Origin of the sequence: Mycolicibacterium vinylchloridicum (genome assembly GCF_013404075.1) — a bacterium.
GTDB classification, from domain to species: Bacteria; Actinomycetota; Actinomycetes; order Mycobacteriales; family Mycobacteriaceae; genus Mycobacterium; species Mycobacterium vinylchloridicum.
Genome location: NZ_JACBJQ010000092.1, coordinates 1 through 14,208, shown reverse-complemented (window position 1 = coordinate 14,208; position 14,208 = coordinate 1). Strand labels below are relative to the sequence as shown.

At 67.1% G+C, this 14,208-nt stretch carries 15 protein-coding genes and 1 tRNA gene; 2 read left to right on the top strand and 14 right to left on the bottom strand.

Going from position 1 to position 14,208, the window contains the following annotated elements; genetic code table 11:
* Positions 1–351: 351 nt before the first annotated feature.
* The 3 genes from HPC46_RS32435 to HPC46_RS32425 form a co-directional block, all read right to left on the bottom strand.
* Positions 352–424: transfer RNA gene (locus tag HPC46_RS32435), tRNA-Arg, on the bottom strand.
* 22 nt (positions 425–446) lie between these two features.
* A complete protein-coding gene (locus HPC46_RS32430; protein WP_179476148.1) occupies positions 447–701 on the bottom strand; it encodes a hypothetical protein in 255 nt (84 codons plus the stop codon).
* A gap of 53 nt (positions 702–754) precedes the next feature.
* The gene (locus HPC46_RS32425; protein ID WP_179476147.1) at positions 755–1,588 is read right to left on the bottom strand and encodes an LLM class F420-dependent oxidoreductase; all 834 of its coding nucleotides are present in this window, start codon (positions 1,586–1,588) and stop codon (positions 755–757) included.
* A 93-nt stretch (positions 1,589–1,681) separates the two neighbouring features.
* On the opposite strand from HPC46_RS32425, the gene HPC46_RS32420 reads away from it, so the two are divergent.
* Positions 1,682–2,785 (top strand): glutamate--cysteine ligase, encoded by a 1,104-nt coding sequence (locus HPC46_RS32420; RefSeq protein WP_179476151.1) that lies wholly within the window; start codon positions 1,682–1,684, stop codon positions 2,783–2,785.
* Here the strand turns inward: HPC46_RS32420 and HPC46_RS32415 are convergent.
* The 10 genes from HPC46_RS32415 to HPC46_RS32370 form a co-directional block, all read right to left on the bottom strand.
* Positions 2,769–4,136, bottom strand: a complete 1,368-nt coding sequence (locus HPC46_RS32415) for an aldehyde dehydrogenase family protein (protein WP_179476146.1) — start codon at positions 4,134–4,136, stop codon at positions 2,769–2,771. The genes HPC46_RS32420 and HPC46_RS32415 overlap by 17 nt on opposite strands.
* Before the next feature lie 2 nt (positions 4,137–4,138).
* Positions 4,139–5,227 carry a phenazine antibiotic biosynthesis protein gene (locus HPC46_RS32410; RefSeq protein ID WP_179476145.1) on the bottom strand — a complete coding sequence of 363 codons (1,089 nt, stop codon included), beginning with the start codon at positions 5,225–5,227 and terminating at the stop codon, positions 4,139–4,141.
* 78 nt (positions 5,228–5,305) lie between these two features.
* Positions 5,306–6,358: a poly-gamma-glutamate hydrolase family protein gene (locus tag HPC46_RS32405; protein ID WP_179476144.1), complete on the bottom strand. Its 1,053-nt coding sequence runs from the start codon at positions 6,356–6,358 to the stop codon at positions 5,306–5,308.
* Between the two features lies 1 nt (position 6,359).
* Complete coding sequence (locus HPC46_RS32400) at positions 6,360–7,583, bottom strand: Nramp family divalent metal transporter (protein WP_179476143.1); 1,224 nt, start codon at positions 7,581–7,583, stop codon at positions 6,360–6,362.
* A 66-nt stretch (positions 7,584–7,649) separates the two neighbouring features.
* Entirely contained in the window at positions 7,650–7,892 is a 243-nt protein-coding gene (locus tag HPC46_RS32395; RefSeq protein ID WP_179476142.1) for a hypothetical protein, read from the bottom strand.
* A gap of 30 nt (positions 7,893–7,922) precedes the next feature.
* The gene (locus HPC46_RS32390) at positions 7,923–8,243 is read right to left on the bottom strand and encodes a hypothetical protein (RefSeq protein WP_179476141.1); all 321 of its coding nucleotides are present in this window, start codon (positions 8,241–8,243) and stop codon (positions 7,923–7,925) included.
* A 25-nt stretch (positions 8,244–8,268) separates the two neighbouring features.
* Positions 8,269–9,345, bottom strand: a complete 1,077-nt coding sequence (locus tag HPC46_RS32385) for an NAD(P)H-dependent amine dehydrogenase family protein (RefSeq protein ID WP_179476140.1) — start codon at positions 9,343–9,345, stop codon at positions 8,269–8,271.
* 8 nt (positions 9,346–9,353) lie between these two features.
* A complete protein-coding gene (locus HPC46_RS32380) occupies positions 9,354–10,145 on the bottom strand; it encodes an SDR family oxidoreductase (RefSeq protein ID WP_179476139.1) in 792 nt (263 codons plus the stop codon).
* Between the two features lie 94 nt (positions 10,146–10,239).
* On the bottom strand, positions 10,240–11,124 hold the full coding sequence (gene ku / locus HPC46_RS32375) for a non-homologous end joining protein Ku (RefSeq protein WP_179476138.1): 885 nt from the start codon (positions 11,122–11,124) through the stop codon (positions 10,240–10,242).
* A 44-nt stretch (positions 11,125–11,168) separates the two neighbouring features.
* A complete protein-coding gene (locus HPC46_RS32370) occupies positions 11,169–11,387 on the bottom strand; it encodes a hypothetical protein (protein WP_179476150.1) in 219 nt (72 codons plus the stop codon).
* Between the two features lie 45 nt (positions 11,388–11,432).
* On the opposite strand from HPC46_RS32370, the gene HPC46_RS32365 reads away from it, so the two are divergent.
* Positions 11,433–13,748 (top strand): ATP-dependent DNA ligase, encoded by a 2,316-nt coding sequence (locus HPC46_RS32365; protein ID WP_325096860.1) that lies wholly within the window; start codon positions 11,433–11,435, stop codon positions 13,746–13,748.
* Here HPC46_RS32365 and HPC46_RS32360 read toward each other — a convergent pair.
* A partial coding sequence (locus tag HPC46_RS32360) for an HNH endonuclease signature motif containing protein (protein WP_179476137.1) occupies positions 13,745–14,208 on the bottom strand: 464 nt, incomplete at its 5' end. The genes HPC46_RS32365 and HPC46_RS32360 overlap by 4 nt on opposite strands.

Here is a 14,208-nt window from a genome sequence, read left to right as displayed (position 1 = left end):
CAGCAAATCCCGAGCCGATCAGAGCTCACCGACCGAACAGGAGGCCACCCCCGCGGCACTGACCGCCTGAACCATCACATCGAAGAATCACACGACGACGTCGTACACCACGCCCCTGGACTTGACCCATCTGGATCAATCACAGTTGTTGCGGCTAGGACCAAACGCTACCGGGAGTTCTTTGCGCCATTGGGAAATTCGCGATCCCACGTTGGGGGCTCGGGCCAGGACCGATGCGACAACTACGCACACCGCGGTAGCCGAATTGCGTGGCCGCAGCATCACTGGGGAATATGCGACAGATCAATATATTAGGTGGGCTAACTACCAATCCTGAACTGCGGAAATAAGTGCCCCCGGCAGGATTCGAACCTGCGACACCGGCTTTAGGAGAGCCGTGCTCTATCCCCTGAGCTACGGGGGCGCACCGGCTGGCAGCTTACCGCCTAGTACCTGCGCCGCGGCAGCAGCGCACCCCACTCGTAACGGGCCACCGCGGTGGCGTTGCTATCGGCTTCCGGGTCCACATCCTGGGCCAAGCGCACCAGCGCCACGGCCACCCGCTGGTTGTCCAGCTCGTGGCGCTGCGACGCTCGGGAGATTTCGCCCGACGCCGCATCCAGGGTGCATCGCTTCAATCCGACCAGCACGCCCTGAGCGCAGTGCTGCATCCCTGTCTCGTCATCGCCGTTGTTCTGCATGAATAAGCCTCCGTCCGATCAGCCATAGCCCGACCGGCGGTCCCGCAAACCCCTCAGCGCAACTCGGCGATGACCTTGGCGAAGTACTCCGCGTGATAGTCCTGCACGGTGAAGTAGCTGATCCCGTAGTCGTCGCGGCGAGCCCGCAGGGTGTCCGCGATGTCGCGCGGGGTTCCGGAGAGCACGGTCGGCAGGGCCAGCAGCTGCTCCTCGGTGGCGTCGGGTGCGTATCCGCGAGTCAGCGCGAGGTCGGGGATGCCCGAGGAATCGGTGGGCACCCCGGTGATCGCGATGTTGAGTTCCAGGTCGGCAAATCGCTCGCCGGCGGCCGCTCGGACGAACTCGATCCGCTCGGCCAACGGATCGTGGCCGGGATAGTCGGGCACCCCGCCACCGGTGAGCCCGATGATGTCGGCGTGCTGGGCCGCGATCCGCAGCACCCGATCGCCGTTGCCCGCGATCAGGATCGGGATCGACGGTGCGGTCTGCTTGAGATAGGTGGTGGTGTGCCGCAGATGGTCGACCCGCTCACCGGCGCTCGGGTACGGCATCTCCGCGGCCTCGAACTCCTCGCGCACATACCCGGTGCCCAGCCCGAGATCGAGCCGTCCCTCACTCAGGATGTCGACGGCGATGGCGTCGCGCGCCAGGATCGCGGGTTTGTAGAACGCGGCGTTGATCACGAAGGTGCCCACGCGCATCGTCTTGGAGTACTCCGCTGCGGCCACCATGGTGGGAAACGGCGCGGGAATGCCGAACCGGCCGAGGTGGTCCGGAACATGCAGGACGTCGAAACCCAAGTCCTCGAACCGTCGCACCGTATCGCGCAGCTTCTGCGCCGACTTGACCGATCGCACGCCGATGCCGAAGCGGAAATCTTTCACCATCTCGGCATGCTAAGACCGCTCCGCGCGGGATCGACAGCGGCGGTCTCGGTACGTGGCACGGTTTGACGCGCCCTCGCTGCGGGGATCCCGTGGATTGTGAATGTGCCCAGCGTCGGCGTGGAGGAAGAGTTCCTCCTCGTCGATCCCGACACCGGGGAGCCGGTTGGCTGCAACGCCGACGTGGCCAAGCGAGCGGCTCACCGCGGAGTCGACCTGCAACTCGAACTGACCACCTGCCAAGTCGAGACCGCGACGGAGGTGGCGCAGACGAGTTCCCAACTGCGCCAACAGATCACCCGGTTGAGGCGAGTCGCGGCGGATGCCGCGCAGGAGGCGGGGGCACAGCTTCTGGCCGTCGGCCTGCCACCCACGGTGCCGCACAGCTTCCCGATCACCGACACCGAGCGCTACCGCGATATCGGCGAGCAGTTCGGCATGATCGCCCACGAGCAGGGCATCTGCGGATGCCACGTCCACGTCGAGGTGCCCGACCGCGACGTGGCCATCGCGGTGAGCAACCGGCTGCGGCCTCAGCTGCCGCTGCTGCTCGCGCTCACCGCCAACTCGGCGATCTATCGCAACGCCGACAGCGGCCATGCCAGCTGGCGCAGCGTGCTGTGGGGCCGCTGGCCCAGCGCCGGGCCGCCACCACATTTCGATTCCGCCGAACACTACGACGCGATCGTGGCGATGCTGCTCGACGCCGGGGCCATGCTCGACGACGGCATGGTCTATTGGGATGTCCGCCCGTCCACAAAGTTCCCGACCGTGGAGGTCAGGGTTTCCGACGTGCCGGCCACCGTCGCCGAGACCGTTCTGCTGGCCACCCTGGCCCGTGCCGCGGTGATGACCGCCCTGGCCGCCGAACGCGCCGGGGCACCGTCACCCCGCATCGACGACCACATCGTGCGTGCCGCCTACTGGAAGGCTGCGCACGACGGATTGGACGGTCAGGCCATCGATGTCACCGGGCGCGGGGTGAGTGCCCCGGTGGCGGCGGTGCTGGGTAACTGGCTGCAGCTGTTGAAGCCCGCCCTCGAGGAACTCGGCGACGACGAGTGGGTCCATGCGGAGCTGGACCGGCTACTGAAGGAGGGCAATGGCGCGATGCGGCAGCGGGCGGCCTGGCGTGAGCGCAACGAGATCGGCGACGTGCTCGCCGTCGCCGCGGAAGCGACACTCAACCCAGCGTGGTAAATCCCTTGGTACGCATCAGGAAGTCGGCGAGAAACCCGTCGTGTGGCAGGCCGGGCGCCGTGAAGTAGGTGGGCACCGGGCCGCGGTACACATTGGCGATCGTCGGCTCGTCGAGGAGATCGTCGACAAGGCCGTCATCCTCGGTGAGTGCACTGATGACCAGCGAATGGCGAAGCGGCCCGATGCCATCCGTGCGCTGCCAGGGAGCCACCCACACGCATGGAAACGCCAGCTCGGTGTTGATCTTCTCGGTGTCCAGTTCCGCGAGCAGATGCACCGCCGGCCGCAGGGCGGCACGGCCGTCGCCGAGGTCGGCGACGATCTGGTCTGCACCCGCTAGCGCAGTCGTGCCGGCGGTACGAGCGGCGAGAAAGGTGGCCGTGGTGCGTGCTGATGCGACGGATTGTGTTGGCAGAAGCGCACGTTCGTCCTCAGGGGGTAGCGTCTCGATGGTGCTCAGCCGTTCGGCGATCGCGTGGGCCAGCGGCGCGGCGTCACCCTCGATCAGCACGGCGGTAGTGTTGACGCAGGCCATCCCACCCAGGCGGGCAACGGAATCCACGATCACGTCGAGGTGATCTCGCCAGTCCTGCTCCGCGGTGATCAGAATCTTGGTGCGCCCGGGGCCGTTGACGAACACCGTGGGGTCGTCGCCGTACTTGGCCACGACATCGCTGCCGCCGTACACCAAGGCCAGGTCGGCCGACGTGACGATCTCGTCCGCCCCGGCGTGGTCGGTGGGCAGATAAGCCGCGTCGTGGTCGCGAAAACCTGCTTCCCGCAATGCGGAAACCAGCCGGTGCGCAGTGAATGGTTCGCGCCGCGAGGGCCGCACCGCCACCCGATAGCCCATGGCCAGCGCCTGCGGCCACAGCCCGTGCACACCGGGTGCATTACCAGAGGCGTGCACCCCGAACACGTCACCGCGTCGCGACCAGATCGCGGCCGCGTACCCGGGCCGCACCGCCCGCCAGTCCGGCACCGCGCCGATCGGCCGGGCTGGTTGGGCCGCGTCGAACGCGGCGACGACGGCCTCGCTCACCTCGAGCGCCTGCACTCGGGTCACGGCGACCGGCAGCCCCGAAACCCGGCTCGCGAGTTGAACATACGACTCGAAGTCCAGGCCGGCGGCCTCGGAGGTGGCGAACACGACGCCTGCCTTGCGTAGCGCGGCCTGTCGCTGATCGGCGGGCAGCGGCTTGGTTTTGCGCTGCGCCGCCATAGCCCGCGCGATGTACAGCGGCGGGGCGATGCTCAGCTCGGCAACTCCAGTGCCTGCGGTGTCGGTGACGACTTCGCTTTTGCGGGAACGGTATTCACCGCTCGGTCCCAGGACGGGCAGGTCGATCACGATCAGTACACACCCTCGATCACCGGCTCGCCGTCGAGTACGGCGACCGGGGCGACCTCGGCGATCGAGTCACCGACCTGGCCGTCAGGGCCGGGCAGGCGGATCGCACTGTCGCGTTCGAGATTGTTGGGAATGAACATGCCCTTGCTGATGTGGTTCATCACCACCTGGCCGCGTTCGCCGTACCCGACCTGCTCGCCGGTATCCGGGTCGATCACCCAGAAGAAGACGTAGGGGCTGCGCGGGTCGAACACGAATTCCTCACCCGCGATTCGCGTTTGGGCCTGCGACAGGATCATCGTGCTGCCGAACACCATCGCGATGGTCGCGGCCGGGAAGACGTCGCGCAACACGTCGAGGCTGTCGGGATCGACGTGCGCACCGCTGAGCAGAATGAACCGGACCTTGTCACCGACCAGCTGCGCGAGCGTGTCGTTGCGGGCGATCGCATCCAGCAGCGGAGGCGTCGTGTGCAGATTCGCGACGTCCTGGCTGCGCAGAACCCATTCCGCCTGGTCCAGGATGTGATTCAGATAGGCCGACATCTCTCCCGCGGCCCCGCGTGCGACCAGCTTCTTGACCCATCGTGGATCGAGATCGATCAGATGACAGATCGAACCCAGCCGACCCGACACCACCCGGGAGAAGTGGCCGACACCGTGCGGGCCGCTGGGCATCATGCACAGCAAGCCGCGCCCGCCGACGAATCCCGCGCGCGCGAAGTCGTCGGTCTGCCACTCGGCGACCTGGGCCACCCAGTCCGGTAGTTGGGCCGTCCGCTTGGGTGCGCCTGTGGTCCCGCCGGATTCGAAGATCATCGGGATCGGCGCGGGTGATCCGTAGCCGCGCGGAATGAGGTCCTCGGCCGGGACGTCGCGCAATTGGTTGACGAAGTTCGGGAATCGGCGGAGGTCGGCGAACGTGCGGATGTCGGTCAGCGGATCGAAGTCCAGTTCCTCGGCCGTGCGCAGCCAGTACGGCGAGCCGGTCTCGGCCCCGAAATGCCAGGCCATCGCCGCTCGCAGGTACGCATCAGGCTCCGGTGGCGTCGCGCGCGGCAGATCCAGCAGGGAGAAGTCGACGTCGGCCACAAAGGGAAATCCTGTAGCAGCGTGCCGGGATGCGATACCAGGCGCGGCTGTCGTTAACCGAGAAGTCCGCAGGAGTTCTCACTGCCGCCACGAGCGAGCCGCCGTGGCCAGGCCCCGCACCAGCGCAGAGGTGGCCGGGGAGAGCCCGTCGGCATCCGGCGGCTGGCTTCGCGGGCTGATGCCGCGCACCCGGGTCGGCAGCTCCAGCTGCGCGCCGCCGCCGCGCACCCGGTTGACCGGATTGTCGGGGTGCAGGCCGCGCAGCTCGGCGGGGATGGCGCCGAGATCGGTGACCACCTGGTAGCCGGGCAGCTCGATGGTGGCGGCGAGGTGGCGGGCCAGCGTCCGGTTGCGGCCGCCGGCCAGCAGTTCGGTGCTGCGCCCGATGCGGCCGTAGCCGTGCACCGACACGGCCACGTCGACGTGGTCCAGGAAAGCGGCGAGCCGTTCGGACTCGGCGGCCAGATAGCGCGCCGACGGCAGGTGGTGCGGATAGTGCTCGGGGTGGCGCAGCAGGTACAGCGACGCTCCGGCGGCGTCGGCGGCGCGTTCGGCGATGACGTCGGTCATCTGCTCGAGGCCGCCGCCGTGGATGGCGAGGAACCCGAACGGCGACCGCAGCTGACTGACCTCGACGACCGACGGGTCGGCAAGGAGTTCGGAAAGTGATTGCGGCCCAGAGGAGTTCGACGCCAGTGGTCGCGGCCAGTGCGCTGGATCCCAGCGCCGCAGGAAGTCCACCCAACGCTGCGGAAGGCCGTGGTGCAGCGCTCCGTCGATGATGCGCTCCAGATAGCCGGGCCGCGGCGGGCCCGGCTCGGTGCGGTGGTCGATGTAGACCCAGGCCGGGGCGGGCCCGTCGGCGGTGTGCACGGTCAACCGGTCGCGGCGGTACCGCACCGGCACCCCTTCTGCGCTGTCCAAGACGGCGAGGTCGTGGTCGGTCAGCCACCACAGCACGCCGTGCACGATGCTGCCGACGAACGGTTCGACGGTGGCCACGCCGCGGGAGTTGATCAGCCAGTCATGATCGGCCAGGGTCGCCGGCCGGGGGTCGGCGGCCCCGGGACAACGCCGGGCCATCTGGTGCACGCAGAGATTGGACCCGTAGGCGAAATACGGGTGCCGCACCTCAGTGCGCGAGTGTCAGGTAGATCAGGACCACGTTCAGCAGCGTAATGACTGCGGCAACCGCCCACCCGAGGGCCGTCGTCAGCCGGGCGTTGGTATCCGCACCCATCAGCGTGCGACTGCTGGTCAGCCGCACCAGCGGGATCAGCGCGAACGGGATGCCGAACGACAGCACCACCTGGGAGATCACCAGCGCGCGGCTGGGATCGATGCCGATGGCGAGCACCACCAGGGCCGGGATCAGCGTCACCAGCCGGCGCACGAGCAGCGGGAAGGTCTTGTGCAGCAGCCCCTGCATGATCATCGCTCCGGCGTATGCGCCCACCGACGTCGATGCCAGACCGGAGGCCAGCAGCCCGATCGCGAACAGCAGCGCGACCGTGGGCCCCAACGCGTCCCGGACGGCGGCGTGCGCACCCTCGATCGAGTCGGTGTCGTCGCGGCCCTGCAGGTTTGTCGCCGCGATCAGCAGCATGGACATGTTGACCGCGCCGGCCACCAGCATCGCGACGCCGACGTCCCACCGGGTGATCCGCAGCAGCCGGGCGCGTGCCGCACCGGCCGCGGGGTGCCCGTGCCGATCGCGCGCGAGTCCGGAATGCAGATAGACCGCGTGCGGCATCACGGTCGCGCCGAGCATTGCGGTCGCCAGCAGAACGCTTTCCGGGCCGTCGAATCGGGGGAGGAGGCCGCCCACCACGTCCGCGGCCGGCGGTGCCTTGACGAACAGGCTGGACAGGAACCCGATGGCGATGACCAGGAGCAGCCCGGTGATGACCCTCTCGAACATCCGCTGACCCCGCCGGTCCTGCGCGGCCAGCAGGAGCAATGACACCGCACCGGTGATCACGCCGCCGAGGAGCAGCGGCAGGTCGAATAGCAGGTGCAATGCGATGGCGCCGCCTACCACCTCGGCGAGGTCGGTGGCGATCGCGACCAGTTCGGCCTGAATCCAATACCCGATACGGCTCGGGGTGCGGGTGTGGTCGCGGACGGCTTCGGGCAGGCTGCGGCCGGTGACCAGGCCCAGCTTGGCCGACAGGTACTGCACCAGTCCGGCCATCACATTGGCCATCACGATCACCCAGACCAGCAGGAAACCGAACTGTGCGCCGGCGCTGATGTTGGCCGCGACGTTCCCCGGGTCGACGTAGGCGATGGCTGCGACGAAGGCGGGGCCGAGCAGATACCAGCCCCGGTTGGGGGCGCGGGTCACCTGTGCCAATCGACGAGCCTTCTGTCCGGGGCTACTAACAAGAAAGTTAGGGTACCCGAAACCTGTCGGGGCTCGTCAGAGGCCGATGAAGATTCCGCCGAGCCCGATACCCCAGCCGCCGAAGCCCCAGCCCGCCAGCGGATTCTGCAAGGCCGGGTTGGGCGAGGTGACGATCGCCGCATGCCCCGGGGTCTCGCAGACCGTGGTGCTGGGGCCGGTGTCGGTGCATTGCGCGGGCCGCGCTGTCGCCGGGGCGGCCAGTACGACGGCCGCGACCGCGATCAGTAGGGGGGCGCCAAGAGCGATCTTGGTAACCATGTGGGCCTCCTTGCGGCCGCGATCTGAGACTCAGCGGCCCCCGCCGCCGTGGGCGCCACCGCCGCCTGCGGGGCCGGGAGCGCCGAAAATCAGTGCAGGACCGTAGAACTCGTCGCCCCAGGGATAGGCGAAATCCTCGGGGACTTCCGGGGTTGCGTTGAGCTGGACGTTGCCGGGGGTGGCGCACTGGGTGGTCTGGCCACCGATCACTGAGCTGCCCCCGGTGTCGACGCAGCTGGGAACTGACGGGGAGATCAACGTCGTATCAGCATTGGCGACGGGTGCGAATGCACCTGCGGCAGCACCGGCGGCGATGATCACCGGAAACACATAGCGGAGCCTGTGCCGCATCGGCATTCCCTTCCTGGCAGTTCCCTTACCCAGAAGCGTACAGCCCTTTGCCAGTCGCGAATGGTAAGTCGATCGTCGTGCGGATCCCGGCGGGTGCGGCCACCACGGAGGGGATGGCGTTGACGAGCCGCATCGCGGTGGCCACCAAGCCGGCGTGGTTGTGGTCGCCGTTGGGCGAGCTCAGACACAGGTCCATTGCGTAGGACGGTTCGCCGGTGATCTCGATGCGGTAGTTGCCGCCTTCCTGTGCGGGCTGCGGCCAGTCCGGGTACAGATCCTCGCGCAGCCGGGTGACGTGTTCGACGACGATCGCCGGGGCGCCGCCGACCAAGCCGATCACCTCGAATCGCAGTCCCGCCGCGGTGCCCTTGGCGATGGTGCCCGCGGCGATCTCGATGTCCTCCGGCGCGGGCTCGCGCACGTACATGTCTTCGATGCCGTCGAGTTCCAGACCTAGTCCGGCCGCGATCTGGCGGATCACCGAGCCCCAGGCCAGGCTCAGCACCCCGGGCTGCAGGAGCATCGGGATGTCGTCCATCGGCTTGCCGAAGCCCATCACGTCGAACATGACCGTGGCGCTGTCGTAGGTGGCGTAGTCGAGGATCTCCATGCACCGGATCTGCTCGATGCTCTGGCAGGTGCTCGCCAGCGCCAGCGGCAGCAGATCGTTGGCGAAGCCGGGATCGATGCCGTTGACGAACAGGCTCGAATTGCCTTCCTGGGCAGCGTCTTCCAACGGTTTGATCATCTCGTCGGGAATCACCTGCCAGGGCCACTGCAGGAACACCGGGCCACTGCCGACGACGTTGACGCCGGCGGCGAGGATGCGCCGATAGTCCTCCAGTGCCTCGGGCAGGCGGTTGTCGGCCAGCGCGTTGTAGACGACGCAATCGGGCTTGGCGGCGAGCACGGCGTCGAGATCAGTGGTGGCCGTGACGCCGGTGGTCTCAGCGAGCCCGGCCAGTTCGGCGGCGTCCTTGCCCGCCTTGGAATCCGAGGAGACCCAGACGCCGGTGAGTTCGAACTCGGGGTTGGTGATCAGCGCCTTCAACGCGTGAATGCCGACGTTGCCGGTGCCGATCTGTGCGACGCGGATGGCCATGGCGCTCCTTACAGGTCCGGGATGGGGAGGTCGAGGTTCGGCACGATGAGGCCGCCGTCGACCTCGAGCATCTTGCCGGTGAGGTAGCTGGCGGCGGGCGACGCGAGATAGACGGCGGCCGCGGCGATGTCGAGCGGATCGCCGAGCCGCTTCATCGGCGTCGCCTTCTCCATCGGATCGCGCAGTGTGTCATTGGAGGCGACGATCTCCAGCGCCGACGTGAGGATGGAGCCCGGTGCGATGGCATTGACCCGGATCTTGGGGGACAGGTCGAGCGCAGTCAGCCGGGTGTAGTGGGCCAGGGCGGCCTTTGCCGTGCTGTAAGCGGCGAAGCCACGGCCGGCGAGCCGGCCCATCGTCGAGGTGATGTTGATGATGTTGCCGCCGCCGGAGTGCTCGAGCATCAGCGGCACGGCGGCCAGCGTCAGGGCGTGTGCGGTGAGGACGTTGAACGTGAACGCGTCCTTCATGTCCTTGACGCTGGTGTTCAGCAGCGCGTTGGGCATGGTGCCGCCGACGTTGTTGACGACGATGTCCAGCTTGCCGAACGCCTCGACCGCGGTGCCGGCCAGCGCGGCTGTGGTCTCTGGGTGCGCGAGGTCGCCGACGACGATATGGGCGCGCCGCCCGGCGGCCTCGATCTGCTTGGCGACCGACTCCAACTCGGACTGGGTGCGCGAGCCGATCACGACGTCGGCGCCGACTTCGGCGAACGCCACGGCGATCGCCGCACCCAGGCCACGCCCACCACCGGTGACCACCGCAACTTGACCGTCAAGTCTGAATTTGTCGAGTATCACGTGTCCCTCTTCCCTTGTCCGCGAACACCGTAACAAGCTCGTGGGAGCTGACGGCGCGGAATTCAGAACGAAATTGAAACACGTTCTATTTTGGTCAGGCCTTCTTGGCGGCGGCCTTCTTGGCGGCGGCTTTCTTGGCCGGAGCCTTCTTCGCCGCCTTCTTGGCGGGTGGCTTCTCGTCAGTGGACTCCCGGCGGCGTTGGACACTGGCCTCGAGCTTGGCCAGCAGATCGGAGACATCCTCGGTCTCATCGAGCTCGGCGGGCTGGTCTTCGGTGGTGAACGCCTCCCCACCTTCGAGCTTGGCCTGGACGAGTTCGAGGAGCTGTTCCTGGTAGGTGTCGCGGAACTGCTCGGGGTGGAAATCATCGGCCATCGAATCGACGACCTGGCCCGCCATCTTCAGCTCAGCCGGCTTGATCTCCACCTCTTTGTCGAGCACCGGGAAGTCGGGATCGCGGATCTCGTCGGGCCACAGCAGCGTGTGCACGATCATCACGTCGCGCTTGGAGAAATCCTTGACCCGTAAGGCGGCCAGGCGAGTCTTGTTCCGCAAGGCGAAGTGCACGATCGCCACCCGGTCGGTGTCGGCGAGCGTTTTGGCCAGCAGCACATAGGACTTCGACGATTTGCCGTCTGGCTCCAGGTAATAGCTGCGGTCGTACATCAGCGGGTCGATCTCGCTGGCGGGAACGAACTGAACGACCTCGATCTCGTGGCTGCGTTCCTCGGGGAGCGTGGCGATGTCGTCGTCGGTGATGATCACCGTCTGGCCGTCGTCGGACTCGTAGGCCTTGGCGATGTCCCGGTATTCGACCACTTCACCGCACACTTCGCAGACGCGCTTGTAGCGAATGCGGCCGTTGTCCTTGGCGTGCACCTGATGGAACTTCAGATCGTGGTCCTCGGTGGCGCTGTACACCTTGACAGGGACGTTCACCAGACCGAATGCGATCGAGCCTTTCCAGATGGAACGCATCTGTCCAGTATGCAGGCCTGATCGGTGCTGGGGAGTTAGCCGGGTCAGATGGCGGGCTGGACGCCCGGATTCAGCCCGGTCGGCAGGTCAGGATTCGCGCCCGGTGCCATGCCGTCGCTGGTTTCCAAATAGGGCGCCGGCCGGCAACCGCTGTTCATCGGGTCCTGCCCGGCCGAGCAGTACGGGACATGGTCTTCCGGATCGGCGGCGGCCTGCGGAACGCCGATCAACGCGGGCAGCGCCACTAGAGCAGCCACCAGCATTCTGGTCACTGGTCCACGGTAGCAGTGGGTAATACCGTTGGGGTGGTGAATGACGTGTGGCCGCCCGGGGCGACGAAGGGACCCCGCGTCACGCTGACCAACGCCGACAAGGTGCTCTACCCGGCCACCGGCACCACCAAGGCCGACGTATTCGAGTACTACACCGCCATCGCCGAGGTGATGCTGCCGCACATCGCGGGCCGGCCGGTCACCCGCAAGCGCTGGCCCAACGGGGTCGACGAGGCGTCGTTTTTCGAAAAGCAGCTCGCCAGTTCGGCTCCGGACTGGCTTGACCGGGCGACCGTGGCGCACCGCTCGGGGGCCACCACCTATCCGATCATCAACACCACGACGGGCCTGGCGTGGATCGCTCAGCAGGCCGCTCTGGAAGTCCATGTGCCGCAATGGCGATTCAATGGCGATGGAAAGCCCGGTCCGGCAACACGTTTGGTGTTCGATCTGGATCCGGGCGAGGGTGTGACGATGCCGCAGTTGGGCGAGGTGGCCGATGCCGTCCGCGAGCTCATGGACGACATCGGGCTGACGGTCTACCCGCTCACCAGCGGAAGCAAGGGGCTGCATTTGTATGCGCCGCTGGCCGACCCGGTCAGCAGCAACGGTGCGGTGGTGCTGGCCCGCCGGGTGGCTCAGCAGCTCGAGCAGAGCATGCCCACGCTGGTGACTGCCACGATGACCAAGAGTCTGCGGGCGGGCAAGGTCTTTCTGGATTGGAGCCAGAACAACGGGTCGAAGACGACGATCGCACCGTATTCGTTACGCGGCCGGGAGCACCCGACGGTCGCGGCGCCGCGGACGTGGGACGAGATCGGCGATCCCACCCTGCGCCACCTGGAGTTTCGGGAGGTGCTGGCCCGGGTGGCCGAGCAGGGCGATCTGCTGGCCGGAATGGATGCCGACGTCCCCGGCGAGGACCGGCTGACGACGTACCGGAGCATGCGGGATTCGGCCAAGACACCCGAGCCGGTGCCGGCGGCCAGGCCGGCTCGGTCCGATGTCGCCGGCCCAGCGGCTCCGGCCGGTGAGAACAACACCTTCGTCATCCAGGAGCACCACGCCCGGCGGCTGCACTACGACTTCCGGCTGGAGCGCGACGGCGTGCTGGTGTCGTGGGCGGTGCCGAAGAACCTGCCGGATACGCCGGCGGTCAACCATCTCGCCGTGCATACCGAGGACCACCCGCTGGAGTACGCGACGTTCTCCGGAGACATTCCGAAGGGCGAGTACGGCGGCGGCAAGGTGATCATCTGGGATTCCGGGACGTACGAGGCGGAGAAATTCCGGGACGGCGGGGAGAAGGGCGGCGAGGTGATCGTCGACCTGCACGGCCGGCGGATCTCGGGGCGTTACGCGCTGATTCAGACCAAGGGCGACCAATGGCTGGCGCACCGGATGAAAGATCAACCGGCGCCGCGCCTGCAGGACTACTCGCCGATGCTCGCCACGCTGGGTTCGGTGGAGAAGCTCACCGCGGCGCAGTACGCATTCGAGGGCAAGTTCGACGGGTATCGGCTGCTGGTCGAGATTTCGCATGGCGACCTGCGGCTGCAATCGCGCAGCGGGCGGGATCTCACCGCGGAGTATCCGCAATTGCACTCGCTGACAACCGATCTCGCTGACCACGATGTCATCCTCGACGGCGAGGTGGTGGCGCTCGACGAACATGGTGTCCCGAACTTCGGTGAGATGCAGAATCGGGTGCGCGCCACCAGGATCGAGTTCTGGGCGTTCGACATCCTACGCCTCGACGGGCGGTCGCTGCTCAAGGCGAAGTACCGCGACCGGCGCAAAGTGCTGGAAACCTTCGCCGAGGGAACGGATTTGATCGTCCCGCCGCTGATCGACGGCGACGGATCCGACGCACTCGAATTCTCCAGAAAGAAGAAGTGGGAAGGCGTTGTCGCCAAGAAATGGGACTCGACCTATCAGCCGGGGCGGCGGTCGGCGTCGTGGATCAAGGACAAGAACTGGAACACGCAGGAGGCCGTGATCGGCGGCTGGCGCGAGGGCAATGGCGGACGCTCCAGCGGCATCGGCGCGCTGCTGCTCGGCATTCCCGACGAAGGCGGTCTGCGGTTCATCGGCCGGGTGGGTACCGGATTCTCCGAGAAGGAGCTGACCCGGCTCAAGACGATCCTCACTCCGTTGCACACCGACGAATCTCCGTTTAACGCACCACTTCCCAGGTTGGACGCCAAAGGGGTCACCTATGTGCGCCCGGAGTTGGTGGGGGAGGTGCGTTTTGGCGAGTGGACATCGGACGGACGGCTGCGCCATCCGAGCTGGCGCGGTCTGCGGCCGGACAAGGTGCCCGCCGACGTGGAGGTTGAGCTGCCAGGTTAGGCGGCGCCCGCGTCGTCCGATGGTGGGTCGTTGTCGTTCTCCAACAAGCGTTCTGGGTGGTGGTAGTCGTTGACGCCGCCGCGGAGCATGGGCAGGCCTGGTGGTGGGATCCATTGAGTCTGGCCGCCTGCGAGTTGGCGGGTTTCCCAGCCGCCGGTTTCGACGAGTTCGTTGTCGGGTGGGCAGGCCAGGGTGAGGTCACCGATGTCGGTGCGGCCGCCTTTCTTCCAATCCTTGGCGGCGTGGTGGACCATGCTGTGGTACCCGGGAGCGTCGCAGCCGGGGCGGGTGCAGCCACGATACTTGGCGTGCAGGATGATTCGCTGGTCTGCTGAAGCGATACGTTTGGTTCGGCCCAGCCACAGTGCGCGACCGTTCACCCCCTCGAACAGCGCGAGGTAGTGGTAGGCGTGCGCCCCTAACCGGATTACCTCGGAGATCGGCATGACCACCCCGCTGG

Excerpts from the sequence above, each read along its gene's own strand:
- HPC46_RS32430 (WP_179476148.1), bottom strand. The coding sequence starts at position 701 with ATGCAGAACAACGGCGATGACGAGACAGGGATGCAGCACTGCGCTCAG.
- HPC46_RS32425 (WP_179476147.1), bottom strand. The coding sequence starts at position 1,588 with ATGGTGAAAGATTTCCGCTTCGGCATCGGCGTGCGATCGGTCAAGTCG.
- HPC46_RS32395 (WP_179476142.1), bottom strand. The coding sequence starts at position 7,892 with ATGGTTACCAAGATCGCTCTTGGCGCCCCCCTACTGATCGCGGTCGCG.
- HPC46_RS32390 (WP_179476141.1), bottom strand. The coding sequence starts at position 8,243 with ATGCGGCACAGGCTCCGCTATGTGTTTCCGGTGATCATCGCCGCCGGT.
- HPC46_RS32385 (WP_179476140.1), bottom strand. The coding sequence starts at position 9,345 with ATGGCCATCCGCGTCGCACAGATCGGCACCGGCAACGTCGGCATTCAC.
- ku (WP_179476138.1), bottom strand. The coding sequence starts at position 11,124 with ATGCGTTCCATCTGGAAAGGCTCGATCGCATTCGGTCTGGTGAACGTC.
- HPC46_RS32370 (WP_179476150.1), bottom strand. The coding sequence starts at position 11,387 with ATGCTGGTGGCTGCTCTAGTGGCGCTGCCCGCGTTGATCGGCGTTCCG.